The organism is Embleya sp. NPDC001921 (assembly GCF_053594475.1).
In genome coordinates, this window is record NZ_JBSFEO010000029.1 from 1 (window position 1) to 12,938 (window position 12,938).

The window sequence follows — 12,938 nt, forward strand, 5'->3', positions numbered from 1 at the left end:
ACCGGGTGACCGACCCTGACACACACCGTCAGTACGTACTCATTGCACGCTGACGCCGAAGTCGAGTGCGATCCCCCGCAGGCCCGAAGCGTACCCCTGCCCTACCGCGCGGAACTTCCACTCCCCCTGGTAACGGTAAAGTTCTCCAAAGATCATGGCTGTCTCGCTTGACGCATCCTCGGTGAGGTCATAACGCGCGAGCTCGTTGTTGTCCGCCTGGTTCACGATCCGGATGTAGGCGTTGCGGACCTGCCCGAAGGTCTGCCCGCGCATCTCGGCGTCATAGATCGAGACCGGGAAAACCACCTTCTCGACCTGATCGGGAACGGCCATCAGATCGACGAGGATCACCTCGTCGTCGCCGTCACCGTCGCCCGTGAGGTTGTCGCCGGTGTGCTCGACCGAAGCCTCGGGGCTCTTGAGGTTGTTGTAGAAGACGAAATAGTCGTCGCCGAGCACCTTGCCCGCACCACCGCACAGCAGCGCACTCGCGTCCAGGTCGAACGAGGCGCCCGTGGTGGCGCGCGCGTCCCAGCCCAGACCCACCAAGACATTGGTGAGATTGGGTGCGGCCTTGCTCAACGAGACGTTTCCGCCCTTGGCGAGGGTGACCCCCATCGATTCCTCCTGATCGTCGTACATTCGCTTCAACCTTGCCATGCCCCCGACCCGGCGGGACCCCCTTTTCGCACAGCTCACGGCGTGCGCGAGGGGGCGTTCCGACGGCGGCGCGCACGACCCCACCCCGGTCCGGGACGACGAACGCCCGCCGACCGCGGGTGCGGTCGGCGGGCGTTCGTGATGTCTCGCCTATCAGACGTTGACCCCGAAGTCCTTGGCGATGCCGCGCAGGCCCGAGGCGTAGCCCTGGCCCACCGCGCGGAACTTCCACTCCGCGCCGTTGCGGTAGAGCTCGCCGAAGACCATCGCGGTCTCCGTGGACGCGTCCTCGGTGAGGTCGTACCGGGCGAGTTCCTTGTTGTCGGCCTGGTTCACGATGCGGATGAACGCGTTGCGGACCTGGCCGAAGCTCTGCTGGCGCGTCTCGGCGTCGTAGATCGAGACCGGGAAGACGACCCGCTCGACATCCGCCGGGACACCCGCCAGGTTGACCTTGATCGCCTCGTCGTCGCCCTCGCCCTCACCGGTGAGGTTGTCACCGGTGTGCTCGACGGAGCCGTCGGGGCTCTTGAGGTTGTTGAAGAAGACGAAGTGGCCGTCGGACGGCGCCTGGCCACTTCCGTTGAGCAGGATCGCGCTCGCGTCGAGGTCGAAGTCCGTGCCGGTGGTCGTACGCACGTCCCAGCCCAGGCCGACCAGAACAGCGGTGAGGCCCGGAGCCTCCTTCGAGAGCGAGACGTTGCCGCCCTTGCTCAGGCTGACGCCCACGAGTCCTCCAAAGGTTCATGGAGCAACTGGTGCCCCGGAATTTTCGCCTACAGACGAGACAACGCGCCGATCCTAGTCATGAGTTCCTGACCGGCGGGAGTCTCGCCGCGGCATGGGTACCCCGCCCCGGCCCGACCTACGCCCGAACCGGCCGGAGAACCCCCGACCGCGCCGAATCAGACGCTCGCGAGCGCCTTGAGGTACTCCGCCTGGTCCCGCGCGTCCGGGATCGCGTTGACCACACTCCACTTGACCACGCCCTCCTTGTCGATGACGAAGGTCGCGCGCACGGCGCAGCCCTTGTCCTCGGCGAAGACGCCGTACGCCTGCGCGACCCCGCCGTGCGGCCAGAAGTCCGACAGCAGCGGGTACTCGTAGCCCTCCTGCTCGGCGAATACGCGCAGCGAGAACGGCGCGTCGCAGGACACGGCCAGGACCTGCACGTCGTCGTTCTGGAAGTTGGGCAGGTCGTCGCGCAGCGCGCACAGCTCGCCGGTGCACACACCGGTGAACGCGAACGGGTAGAAGACGAGCAGGACGTTCTTCTCGCCGCGGAAGTCCGCGAGCCGAACGATCTCGCCGTGCTGGTTCTTGAGCTCGAACTCGGGGGCCTTGCTACCGATCTCGACGGCCATGATGCGCATCTCCTTGTCCCGGGCGGCGACGTCCGCCTCTCGGCGCGAGCCTAGCCGGGGGCCTCGGGCGCGCTCGGGGCGGCCGGGGTGCGGCGTTCGGGCACCGGGCGAACGGGCAGTATGCGGGCATGTCCTCGATCGAGATCGTGAGCGGCCCCTGGGGCACCGCCTCCATGCCCGCCCGAACGCAGCGCGAGCGGGCCCTCGCCGCGTGGGACGCCTTCCGCGACCTGGCCGCCCGGGTCGACCCGAACGCGCCGTCCCGGCTGCCGGGCTGGGACGGCCGCGCCGTGATCAGCCACCTCGCCTCGTGGCCGGACGCCCCGCTGCTGGCCCGCCTGCTCGCCGAGGCGAGCGGCCGACGGGCTCCCGACGCCGCCCCGATGAACCAGGACGACGTCAACGCGCGCCTGGTCCTGGCACACCGCGACGCCCGCCTCGAGGACCTGCTGGCCGCGCTCGACGACGGCCGCCGGCGCCTGGCCGCCGCGTTCGACGCCACCGCCGCGGACCCGGAACTGGCGCTCGCCCGCACCGGCTCACAGGTCGGCCCGGTCCCGCTGCTCACCCAGTTCGGCGCGATCGCCTACGAACTGGCCGTACACGCGCTGGACCTGGCCCCGTGCGGCGCCGGCGAGCCCGCCCCCGAACTGCTCGACGCCGGGGTGCTGGCACTGGCCGACATCACCGGCGCCCTGGCCGCCCGGCACGGGGTCCGGGCCCGGACCGGACTGGCGGTGCCCGGGGGCGGCTGGGGCTTCGCCGCGCCCGGCGCCGGCGGCATCGGCTGGGAGGTCTTCCCGCTCCCGCCCGGCCAGCCGCACCTGCCCGCCGTCGAGGCCCGCACCGCCGCCCTGCTCCTGGACGCCTCCGCCGGCCGCCGCGCAGCCCCCGCCCTGCTCGCCCGCCGCGACCTGAGGCCCCACAACCTGCCCGGCCTGCTCGCCCTGGCCCCGCTCCTGGACCACGTCCCCGGCCTCCCCGGCGGCCCCGCCCTACGCCTCACCGCCGGCGCCCTCACCAACGTCGCCCGAATGACATCCCTACTCCCCACCCTGAGCCGCCCCCGCCCCCGCCCCTGACCCCACCCCGACTCCGACTCGTCAACGCCCCACCCCAGCCCCCACCGCCCGCCCAACCCCAGGCGCGTCAGCGCCCCCGACCCAGCCCACCCCAGTGATCGACGCGCGGAGCGCGGAGAGCGGCGGAGCCGCAGACCTTCGACTTCGTGACCCGGAGCGAAGCGGAGGGACACGAAGTCACGAGCGAGGGGCCGCTTTTTTCTCGGAGGAGCTTGCGGGGGAGAGAAAGAAGTGGTCCCTCGCGAGCCGGCGACGAAGTCGCCCAACGAACAGCAACGCCCCACCCACGACTCCGGCCCGGCACGCCCCGCCGCGCCCACGCCCACGCCCTCACACGCAAGCTTTCAAGCCCGCCACCCCCAAGCCCCCAACACCCCCAACAAAACAGCGAGCCCCGCCCGGTGACCTTAATCACCGACCGGGGACTCGCATTCGTCTGCTTACCGCAGTGGCATCGGGTTACTTCTTGCCGCTGCGCACCGCCTTGGGCGACACCAGACGGGTCGCCGACCAATCCTTGACGGCGCCGAAGCTCGTCGTGCGGGCCAAGCCCGCCGTCGGCGCGGCCTCACCGATGTCCGAGGGTTCTACATATCCGTCACGGCCGGTCTTGGGGGTCAGCAGCCAGATATGGCCACCATCCGTGAGCGTGGCGAGGGCATCCACGAGGGTGTCGACGAGGTCGCCGTCGTCCTCGCGGAACCACAACAGGACGACGTCCGCGACGTCTTCCTCGTAGTCCTCATCGACGAGTTCGTTTCCGGTGAGCTCCGCGATCTCCTCGCGCAGCTCCTCGTCCACGTCGTCGTCGTAACCGAGCTCCTGGACCACCTGTCCGGGCTGGAACCCAAGTCGAACGGCCGAGTTGGCCCGCTCTTCCGCGTGGTCCGCGGTCGCGCTCACGAATTAACCTCCCTTGTCCGGCCCCACAACGCTTCGGGGCTCACGCGCGTAAGTCCACACGCGCCAGGCTGTTCGCGCAAGTACCCAGGTCACGTACTCGCGCAAACGCCACACCGCGCCCTGTGCGGAAGCTACCCCCGCCAGGTGTGGATCACGCAACGTATTCGAGGGTCCAGCCTGACAGACGAATGCTCACCAGGTCCGCCGGGGCCGTCCCGCGGCCGGATCGGCGCCGCCGGCGGTCTCGATCACCGCGTCCGCGCCGGGGATCACCAGCCCGGTGTGTCCGTCCTCGAACCGCACCACATACGGCGGCGCCCCGTCCGGTCCCCTGACCTCGACGATCTCCCCGAATCGATCCCCTCGACCGACCGTCTTCCCGTGCACGTGGAGCCGGTCGCCAATTCGTGCCCGCATCGGTTGTGACCTCCTTCTCGAACAGGTGCGAAACCACTCACACCCCCAGGGAACTACGCCAGTGCGCCGCGCGTAAGACAGTCGGCGTAAGGTCTTGGAGGTTCACGGTTGCATCACCCCGCAATCGCGAACCGCCGCGTGGAGCGTCCGGCGACAGTCGGACGATCAGGGCAGCTCCGCTCCTTTCGCGGTAACCGAACACGGATCGGGCTCGGTACATGTGGCGCAGGCGGGCACCCCGCCGGTCCATTACCGGTCGGTAGAGATGACGGATCCAACGTCCGGGTACCACGATGGGGACGGCGCGACACCGCTCAGGGTGGTCGACCCCGCTCTCGCGGGGAGGGTCCCCATCTACCGATAAGGCGAAGGAACAGCGTGGCTTCCGGACGAGAGCGCTTCTCGATCATCAGCGACGGCCTCCCGAGCCAGCTCCCCGACATCGATCCGAACGAGACCGGGGAATGGCTGGAGTCGCTGGACGCAGTCATCAACGAGCAGGGCCGCCAGCGAGCCCGCTACATCATGCTCAAGCTGCTCGAACGGGCCCGTGAACGACAGGTCGGCGTGCCGGGCCTGCGCAGCACGGACTACATCAACACGATTGCCCCGGAGAGCGAGCCCTGGTTCCCCGGCGACGAGAACATCGAGCGGCGCATCCGTGCGTTCGTCCGGTGGAATGCCGCGATCATGGTGTCCCGGGCGAACCGCCCGGGGCTGGGGGTCGGCGGACACATCGCCACCTACGCGTCCTCGGCGAGCCTGTACGAGGTCGGCTTCAACCACTTCTTCCGCGGCAAGGACCACGGGGAGTCGGGCGACCAGATCTACTTCCAGGGACACGCGTCTCCGGGTATCTACGCACGTGCCTTCCTGGAGGGACGCCTCACCCAGGCCCAGCTCGACGGCTTCCGCCAGGAGAAGTCGGCCGCCCCGAACGGGCTGCCGAGCTACCCGCACCCGCGGATGATGCCGGAGTTCTGGGAGTTCCCGACCGTCTCGATGGGCCTGGGCCCGCTCGGGGCGATCTACCAGGCCCGGTTCAACCGGTACCTGCACAACCGGAACATCAAGGACACCTCGCGCAGCCACGTCTGGGCGTTCCTCGGCGACGGCGAGATGGACGAGCCGGAGTCGCTCGGCAACATCGGCCTGGCCGCCCGTGAGGAGCTGGACAACCTCACCTTCGTGATCAACTGCAACCTGCAGCGACTCGACGGTCCGGTACGCGGCAACGGCAAGATCATCCAGGAGCTGGAGTCGTACTTCCGCGGCGCCGGCTGGAACGTGATCAAGGTCGTCTGGGGTCGCGACTGGGACCCGCTGCTGGCCCAGGACACCGACGGCGCGCTCGTGAACAAGATGAACACGACGCCCGACGGCCAGTTCCAGACCTACGCGGTGGAGTCCGGCGCGTACGTGCGCGAGCACTTCTTCGGCGACGACGCGCGGCTGCGGCGGATGGTGCAGGACCTGACCGACGAGGACATCCAAAAGCTCGGTCGCGGCGGGCACGACTACCGCAAGGTCTACGCGGCCTTCAAGTCGGCACGTGAGCACGTCGGTCAGCCGACGGTGATCCTGGCGCAGACGGTGAAGGGGTGGACACTCGGCCCGAACTTCGAGTCGCGCAACGCCACGCACCAGATGAAGAAGCTCACCAAGTCGGACCTGAAGGCATTCCGCGACCGGCTCTACCTGCCGATCTCGGACGAGCAGCTCGAAGGCGACGTCCCCCCGTACTTCCACCCCGGTGAGAAGTCCGAGGAGATGGAGTACATGCGCGAGCGGCGTGCCGCGCTCGGTGGTTCGCTGCCGCAGCGGCTGGACCGCTCCAAGCCGCTCAAGCTGCCCGGCGACCCGGTCTACAGCGTGCTGAAGAAGGGCTCGAAGCAGCCGGTCGCCACGACGCAGGCGTTCGTGCGCCTGCTCAAGGACCTGATGCGCGACTCGGAGATCGGCAAGCGCTTCGTGCCGATCGCGCCGGACGAGTACCGCACCTTCGGCATGGACGCGATGTTCCCGACCGCCAAGGTCTACAACCCGCACGGGCAGACCTACGACTCGGTGGACCGTGAGCTGCTCCTGTCGTACAAGGAGTCGGCGCAGGGTCAGATGTTGCACGACGGCATCTCCGAGGCCGGCTGTGTGGCGTCGCTGATCGCCGCGGGCTCGACGTACTCGACGCACGGCGAGCAGATGATCCCCGTGTACGTCTTCTACTCGATGTTCGGGTTCCAGCGCACCGGTGACCAGTTCTGGCAGATGGCCGACCAGCTCAGCCGCGGCTTCGTGCTCGGTGCCACGGCCGGTCGCACCACGCTGACCGGCGAGGGCACCCAGCACGCGGACGGGCACTCGCAGCTCCTGGCCTCGACGAACCCGGCCTGTGTCGCGTACGACCCGGCCTTCTCGTACGAGATCGCGCACATCGTCAAGGACGGTCTGCGGCGGATGTACGGCGAGAACGCCGAGGACGTCTTCTACTACATGACGGTCTACAACGAGCCCATCGCGCAGCCGGCGGAGCCCGCGAACGTCGACGTGGACGGCATCCTCAAGGGCCTGTACCTCTACCAGGACGGTCCCGCCAAGGAGGGCGCGCTGCGGGCCCAGATCCTCGCCTCCGGTGTCGGTATGCCGTGGGCGCTGGACGCGCAGAAGCTGCTCGCCGAGGACTGGAACGTGGTCGCCGACGTGTGGTCGGTCACGTCCTGGAACGAGCTGCGGCGCGACGCGGTCGCGGCGGAGGAGCACAACCTGCTCCACCCCGAGGCCGAGCCGCACATCCCGTACGTGACCCGAGTACTCGACGGCCGACCCGGCCCGGTGGTGGCGGTCAGCGACTGGATGCGGGCCGTGCCGGACCAGATCTCGCGTTGGGTCCCGGCGGACTTCGCGTCGCTGGGCACCGACGGCTTCGGCTTCGCCGACACGCGCGGCGCGGCCCGGCGCTTCTTCCACGTGGACACCGAGTCCGTCGTGGTGGGCGTGCTGTCCGAGCTCGCCCGGCGCGGCGAGATCGAGCCCGGCGTGGTCGCGGACGCGATCAAGCGCTACGAACTCCTGGACGTCAAGGCGGCCGGAGTGGGCACGGTCGGCGGCGACGCCTGATCGGCACGTAGTCCGGCCGCGGCCCCGATCCCTTTCCGGGATCGGGGCCGCGGCCGTTATTGCCGAGCCTTCGGGATCGCCTCGGGGCTAGACTCGCGGGGCCGGCCGCGGGACTTCGGCTGCGACTTTCGGAATCGCCTCTTAAGCGTCACTTCGCTGTTCGCGCCTCCATTCCCCGGCCGGCGTCAGCTTTCGTCCGGCCGAGGGGACGTGTGGTGGATCGCCGGGAAGTGGCGGCGTGCGAAGACGTGGTGATGTTCGTCAACGCCGCGGTGACCGCCACCGGCCAGCGCGAGTTCCGCGACGACGCGGACGCACAACGACTGTCGGTCGGGTTCCTGCACGAGTACATCGCGGGCAACTACCGCGAGTTGTACGCCGCCACCCTCGCGCTGGACATCAACGACTTCAACGCCGCCCTGATCGTCCGCAACCTGCTGGAGAGCAGCCGCGACCTGGCTCCCGAGGTGCGCCGCCGCGAGGGCGAACTGATCGCGGGCCGGCTGGAACTGATGGCCCCTCAGCGGGTCTGGAAGCTCTTTCGCGAGTTGGCCCGACGCGGCGTCAACAACCGCCGCACGCGCGCGATCATGCGCGAGTGGACGGCGGGTCGCCGTGATCCGGTCTTCGACGCGGTGAAGTACCGGACCGGGGTCAAGGCCACGCTTCGGCACGCGCACCTGCGCACGCCCGACGAGACCGGCACGTTCCTGTTCACCGCGCCCCGCAAGGTGGCGGCCTTCCGGACCCCGCTGTTCGAGACCTGGCGACAGGCGCACTACGCGCAGAGCGCGCTGTACGAACTGCCGTACACGGTCGCCGAGGGGCTCGCCTCCAAGCACGGCATCAAGCGCGCGACGTTCCTGGAGCGGATCGCCCCGCAACTGACCCGGCTGGAGCGGTTGCGGCTGCAGGGCGCCGGCGAGCGGGCCGAGGTCGGCGCGGTGCGGGCGGACCTCTCCCGGATGCCGCTGACCCGGCTGGCGTCCTACGTGTTGTCCCTGCCTCGGGCCGATCGCACCGCCCGATACGACGAGTTGCGGCACGCGCTGACCGAATCCGCGCGTCGGGCGGCGGGAGACGCCGCGGGATCCTGGGGTCGGGTCGTCGCGGTGCTCGACGACAGCTTCTCCTCGTTCGGGTCGACCGCGAAGCGGCAGCGGCCGCTGGCCGTCGCGCTGGCCTGCCGGTTCCTGTTGAAGGCGCTCGCCCGGGAGTTCACCGGCCTGTGGACCTCGGGGCTGCACGATCCGCTGCTGGTGCGACCGAGCGGACCCACGCCGCTGGGCGAGCGGCTGATCGACGCGCTCGAACTGGCCCCGGACCGCCTGGTCGTGGTCTCCGACGGCTGGGACAACAGCCCGCCGGGGCTGGCCGCCGAGGTGCTGCGGGTGTGGCGCGAACGGCTGGATCCGGACGGGGCGACCACGGTGGTGCATCTCAATCCCGTGTACGACGCGGACGGCTTCGACGTGAAGCGGCTGTCGGCGAGCGTGCCGACGGTGGGGGTGCGCGACGCGGAGGACGTGCCGGCGCTGGTCGAGTTGGCCAGGTTCGCCGAGGGGCGGGCCGGGTTCGAGGAGCTGCGGCACTACCTGGCGGATCGTCAGGACCGATTCCGGGCCCGGAAGGCGGCGGTATGAGCGACACGTTCGCGACGACCGGGCTGACCGCCCGGCCCGCGCAGGTGTGGGGCGCGATCCGGCTGGTGCCGCTGGTGCGCGAGGAGCCGCTGGTGGGCCTGCGGCTGGATCGGCGGGTGTACGGGGCCGGCGACCCCTCGATCGTCGACGTCGGCGACGGCACCTGCTACCAGGCCTTCATCCCGCACGCGTTCGTGGCCTCCTGGGACACCGACGCCGACCCGTCGGCGGCGTTCGGCACCCAGCTCCAGGACCGGCCGGCGGCGCCCCCGAGCGCGCGGATGCGGGCGCCCCGGCGCGCGTTGCGACGGATGGCCCACCGAGAGAGCAGCAACCGGCTGCGTTTCCTCCCGATGCACCTGGCCATGGAGGGATATCTCTCGTTGCACTTCGGCGGGCCGTCGATCGTGTGGGAGGAATGGACCGACCGGGCCGTGCGCAAGGGGTTGTCGCCGCGCACGGAGGAGGCGTTCTGCGGCTGTGTCGTGCGCGGTCTGGCCGACGCGCTCAAGGTGTTCGAGATCCATCGCGGTCAGTGCGGGGTCGCGCTGTACGTCGCGGACACGCTCGCGAGCGTGTTCGTGGTGCCGCATCCCTCCGACTACCGGGCCCTGCACACCACGCTGCTCGAGGACCTGTACGGCGAGGTGCTGTTCCACTACGCCAACTACGTCGAGGCGGTACCGGACTTCGTCGTGGCGATCGACGGCGGGCGGGTGTCCTCGCTCGCGAACCTGCGCCGCGAGGCGGCGGAACAGTCCCTCGCGTGGGAGCGGTTCCACCATCTGATGCTGGCCGGCCTCACCGGCGAGGGCGCGTACACGAGTGAATCGGTGTACCGGATGGGCTCGTTCGAACTCACCCGATTCCTGCCCTCGTTCCGGCTCGACGAGGAGAACCACATCGGCGAGCGCATCACCCACGAGGACGGCCGGCTCGCGTACTGCAAGACGTTCCGGCTGTCCCCGGCGCAGACCCGCAGGGGCCACCTGCTCGCCAACCTGCGCGCGCACGAGTGGGACCTGGTCGCGACGGCGACCGCGTTGCACACCACGCCGTCCGAATTGACCCGCCGGATCCGCGACTCGGGCTTCGACGGGCTGCTCCGGCAACACGTGGTGGACCGCCTCGATCGCGACGGACGCCGCCGCGGCTGAGGCCGCCCCGCGTCGGCGAGGCGGCCTCGGGCGGGTCTTCGATCCCCCGTCGGGCGATTGGGGACCCGCCCTCGGGCCGGTTCAGTCGCGGTCGTTGAAGGTGGCCGCCATGTCCGGGTACCGCGCGCCGGTGACCTGCCCGGCGATCGGCTCCAGCGCGGCCAGTTCGGCCTCGGTGAGCACCAGGTCGACCGCGGCCACGTTCTCCGCCAGCCGGTGCCGCTTGGTGGTGCCCGGAATCGGCACCACCGACAGGCCCCACGCGTCGGTGCGCGACTGCACCCACGCCAGCGCCACCTGCGCCGGCGTCGCCCCGTGCGCCCGCGCGATCGCCCGCACCGGCTCCAGGATCGCCGCGTTCGCGGCGGCGTTGTCGCCGGTGAAGCGCGGCTGGAAGCGACGGAAGTCGCCCTCCGGCAGCGTCTCGGCGGCGGCCCAGGCACCGGTCAGGAAGCCCCGGCCGAGCGGCGAGTAGGCGACCAGCGCCGCGCCCGCCTCGCGGGTGGCGGGCACCACGGAGTCCTCGATGTCGCGGGTGAACAGGCTCCACTCCGACTGCACGGCGGCGATCGGGTGCACGGCCGCCGCCGCGTGCAGCTCCTTGGCGGTCACCTCGGACAGGCCCAGGTGCCGGACCTTGCCCTCGCGCACCAGTTCCGCCATCGCGCCGACGGTCTCCTCGATCGGCACCCGCACGTCGCGACGGTGCATGTAGTACAGGTCGATCACCTCGGTGCGCAGCCGGCGCAGACTCGCCTCGGCGGCCCGCTTGACGTAGGCCGCGTCGCCGCGGATCTCCCGCACGCCCTCGGGCGAGATGTCGATCGCGAACTTGGTCGCGAGGGTGACCCGCTCGCGCCGGCCGCCCTCGGCGAGGAAGGCCCCCAGCAGTTCCTCGTTGGTGTGCGGACCGTAGACGTCCGAGGTGTCGAACAGGGTGACGCCCAGGTCGAGCGCGCGTTCCAGAGTCGCCACCGACTCGTCGTGTTCGGCGCCCATGTAGAAGGCGCTCATGCCCATGCAGCCCAGTCCCTGGGCGAAGACCTCGGGACCGTCGTCACCCAGCCTGAGAGTGTTCGTCTTGTGAGTGCTCATCGTCGTTACTCCGCTCCGCGTCCGCGTACGTCTCGATCTTGTGGTCGATGACGAGCAGGCAGCTCTGGAGATCGCTGATCCGGTTGCGGACCTCCTCGCGGTGGTCCTCCAACAGTTCTCGGCGAGCGGCCCGGGTCTCGTCGCCCAGGCGGACCAGCTCCGCGTACCGGAGCATGTCCGCCACCGGCATCCCGGTCAGCCGCATCTTGCCGACGAACTCCAGCCAGTCGAGGTCGTGGTCGCTGTAGCGACGCCGACTCCCCCGCCCGTTCCCGTCTCGTCCCGTCCCGGGGCCCTGCCGGCTCACGTGCCGCATCAGGCCGATCCGCTCGTACCAGCGCAGCGTGTGCGCGGTCAGGCCGGTGCGGGCGACCACTTCGCCGATCGAGTACTTGCCGACCTCGTAGTCCCGAGGTGCGGTGACCTGCTGCGTGGCCGACATCGTTGAGCCTCCGGTGGGGAGCCCGCCCCGGTGGGGCGGGCACGACGAGAACGCTACGGAGTTGGAGCGCACTCCAAGCAAGCCCGAATCCTCACGCGTCGGTCAACCCGGCGTGCATCTCCCACACCAGCACCTCGGCCGGGCCGTCCGGAAACGCCGTGATCCGCTGCCCCTGGGCGTCCGCCAGGCGCACCGCGTCACCGGCCGCGAGCACGCCGGCGCCCTCCAGCTCGACGACGCCGCGCGCGACGAACACGTGCGCGAACGGCGCGTCCGGCAGCGTCGCGGTGCCGCCCGCGGGCAGTCGCGCCACGTGCAGCGCGGCGTCCTTCTGGTGGATCCGGATCGCCGCGTCGTGCCCGGGCCGCCCGGACGCGATCGGCACCAGCCCGCCACGCTCCAGTTCGGCCCGCACGTCGTGCTGTTGGTAACCCGGAGTGATCCCGGTCTCGTCCGGCACCACCCACATCTGCACGAAGTGCACCGGCTCGGCCGAGCCGGCCGCGTCGTTCCTCTCCGAGTGCAGGATGCCCCGGCCCGCGCTCATCCGCTGGGCCAGACCCGGGTGGATGATCCCGTTGTGGCCCTGGGAGTCCTGGTGCACGAGGGAGCCGGAGAGCACCCACGTGAGGATCTCCATGTCCCGGTGCGGATGCGTGTCGAAGCCGGTACCGGGCGCCACCACGTCGTCGTTGTTGACCAGGAGCAGTCCGAAGTGCGTGTTGTCCGGCGCGTAGTGCCGGCTGAAGGAGAAGCTGTGGTGCGAGTCGAGCCAGCCCGCGCGCGTATGGAAGCGGTCGCCGGCCCGGCGCACGTCGAAGGTGGTCATGCCGGTTTCAACCGCGGACCGACCGGGCGCTGTTCCCGCGCCCGGTCCGGCCGGAGGCGCCCTCGGGTGCGGGCGGATCATCCGCGAACCGGACCCGATCACCGAGGGTGAACGGCCCGGTTGATATCGTTCGCGCGTCGGCGACCGGTTTGTCGCCGACGGCGTCGAACGCAGCGAAGTCCGGTGGGATCCCGGCGCTGTCCCGCAACTGTGATGCCCCGCCCCGCTCCGG

The 12,938-nt window shown here is 70.3% G+C and carries 12 protein-coding genes; 4 read left to right on the forward strand and 8 right to left on the reverse strand.

What is annotated here, in order from left to right; all coding sequences use genetic code 11:
- Positions 1-39: 39 nt before the first annotated feature.
- The 3 genes from ACWCPW_RS29865 to ACWCPW_RS29875 form a co-directional block, all read right to left on the reverse strand.
- Positions 40-618: a TerD family protein gene (locus tag ACWCPW_RS29865; RefSeq protein WP_395872759.1), complete on the reverse strand. Its 579-nt coding sequence runs from the start codon at positions 616-618 to the stop codon at positions 40-42.
- 195 nt (positions 619-813) lie between these two features.
- Complete coding sequence (locus ACWCPW_RS29870) at positions 814-1,389, reverse strand: TerD family protein (RefSeq protein WP_395872739.1); 576 nt, start codon at positions 1,387-1,389, stop codon at positions 814-816.
- Between the two features lie 176 nt (positions 1,390-1,565).
- Positions 1,566-2,024, reverse strand: coding sequence for a peroxiredoxin (locus tag ACWCPW_RS29875; protein WP_449764684.1), 459 nt, complete (start codon positions 2,022-2,024; stop codon positions 1,566-1,568).
- Between the two features lie 128 nt (positions 2,025-2,152).
- On the opposite strand from ACWCPW_RS29875, the gene ACWCPW_RS29880 reads away from it, so the two are divergent.
- Positions 2,153-3,106 carry a maleylpyruvate isomerase N-terminal domain-containing protein gene (locus ACWCPW_RS29880; RefSeq protein ID WP_449764685.1) on the forward strand — a complete coding sequence of 318 codons (954 nt, stop codon included), beginning with the start codon at positions 2,153-2,155 and terminating at the stop codon, positions 3,104-3,106.
- A 459-nt stretch (positions 3,107-3,565) separates the two neighbouring features.
- On the opposite strand, the gene ACWCPW_RS29885 is transcribed toward ACWCPW_RS29880, so the two are convergent.
- Together ACWCPW_RS29885 and ACWCPW_RS29890 are read right to left on the reverse strand one after the other, a co-directional pair.
- The gene (locus ACWCPW_RS29885) at positions 3,566-4,009 is read right to left on the reverse strand and encodes a DUF3052 domain-containing protein (protein ID WP_026217985.1); all 444 of its coding nucleotides are present in this window, start codon (positions 4,007-4,009) and stop codon (positions 3,566-3,568) included.
- A 192-nt stretch (positions 4,010-4,201) separates the two neighbouring features.
- Positions 4,202-4,426, reverse strand: a complete 225-nt coding sequence (locus ACWCPW_RS29890; protein ID WP_395872736.1) for a DUF1918 domain-containing protein — start codon at positions 4,424-4,426, stop codon at positions 4,202-4,204.
- Between the two features lie 378 nt (positions 4,427-4,804).
- Between ACWCPW_RS29890 and aceE the strand changes: the two genes are divergently transcribed.
- The 3 genes from aceE (at position 4,805) to ACWCPW_RS29905 (ending at position 10,340) form a co-directional block, all read left to right on the forward strand.
- Entirely contained in the window at positions 4,805-7,540 is a 2,736-nt protein-coding gene (gene aceE / locus ACWCPW_RS29895) for a pyruvate dehydrogenase (acetyl-transferring), homodimeric type (protein ID WP_395872735.1), read from the forward strand.
- A gap of 254 nt (positions 7,541-7,794) precedes the next feature.
- Positions 7,795-9,183: a hypothetical protein gene (locus tag ACWCPW_RS29900; protein WP_449764787.1), complete on the forward strand. Its 1,389-nt coding sequence runs from the start codon at positions 7,795-7,797 to the stop codon at positions 9,181-9,183.
- Positions 9,180-10,340 (forward strand): ARPP-2 domain-containing protein, encoded by a 1,161-nt coding sequence (locus ACWCPW_RS29905; protein WP_449764686.1) that lies wholly within the window; start codon positions 9,180-9,182, stop codon positions 10,338-10,340. The genes ACWCPW_RS29900 and ACWCPW_RS29905 overlap by 4 nt, the downstream gene beginning before the upstream one ends.
- Positions 10,341-10,421: 81 nt before the next feature.
- Here ACWCPW_RS29905 and ACWCPW_RS29910 read toward each other — a convergent pair whose 3' ends face one another.
- From ACWCPW_RS29910 to ACWCPW_RS29920, 3 genes are all read right to left on the reverse strand, one after another.
- Positions 10,422-11,435: an aldo/keto reductase gene (locus ACWCPW_RS29910; protein WP_449764687.1), complete on the reverse strand. Its 1,014-nt coding sequence runs from the start codon at positions 11,433-11,435 to the stop codon at positions 10,422-10,424.
- The gene (locus ACWCPW_RS29915) at positions 11,398-11,877 is read right to left on the reverse strand and encodes a MerR family transcriptional regulator (protein ID WP_449764688.1); all 480 of its coding nucleotides are present in this window, start codon (positions 11,875-11,877) and stop codon (positions 11,398-11,400) included. The genes ACWCPW_RS29910 and ACWCPW_RS29915 overlap by 38 nt, the downstream gene beginning before the upstream one ends.
- 91 nt (positions 11,878-11,968) lie before the next feature.
- Positions 11,969-12,706, reverse strand: coding sequence for a pirin family protein (locus ACWCPW_RS29920; protein WP_449764689.1), 738 nt, complete (start codon positions 12,704-12,706; stop codon positions 11,969-11,971).
- Positions 12,707-12,938 lie beyond the last annotated feature (232 nt).

Excerpts from the sequence above, each read along its gene's own strand:
- ACWCPW_RS29900 (WP_449764787.1), top strand. The coding sequence starts at position 7,795 with ATGTTCGTCAACGCCGCGGTGACCGCCACCGGCCAGCGCGAGTTCCGC.
- ACWCPW_RS29915 (WP_449764688.1), bottom strand. The coding sequence starts at position 11,877 with ATGTCGGCCACGCAGCAGGTCACCGCACCTCGGGACTACGAGGTCGGC.
- ACWCPW_RS29920 (WP_449764689.1), bottom strand. The coding sequence starts at position 12,706 with ATGACCACCTTCGACGTGCGCCGGGCCGGCGACCGCTTCCATACGCGC.
- ACWCPW_RS29880 (WP_449764685.1), top strand. The coding sequence starts at position 2,153 with ATGTCCTCGATCGAGATCGTGAGCGGCCCCTGGGGCACCGCCTCCATG.
- ACWCPW_RS29875 (WP_449764684.1), bottom strand. The coding sequence starts at position 2,024 with ATGGCCGTCGAGATCGGTAGCAAGGCCCCCGAGTTCGAGCTCAAGAAC.
- ACWCPW_RS29905 (WP_449764686.1), top strand. The coding sequence starts at position 9,180 with ATGAGCGACACGTTCGCGACGACCGGGCTGACCGCCCGGCCCGCGCAG.
- ACWCPW_RS29910 (WP_449764687.1), bottom strand. The coding sequence starts at position 11,435 with ATGAGCACTCACAAGACGAACACTCTCAGGCTGGGTGACGACGGTCCC.
- ACWCPW_RS29890 (WP_395872736.1), bottom strand. The coding sequence starts at position 4,426 with ATGCGGGCACGAATTGGCGACCGGCTCCACGTGCACGGGAAGACGGTC.
- ACWCPW_RS29865 (WP_395872759.1), bottom strand. The coding sequence starts at position 618 with ATGGGGGTCACCCTCGCCAAGGGCGGAAACGTCTCGTTGAGCAAGGCC.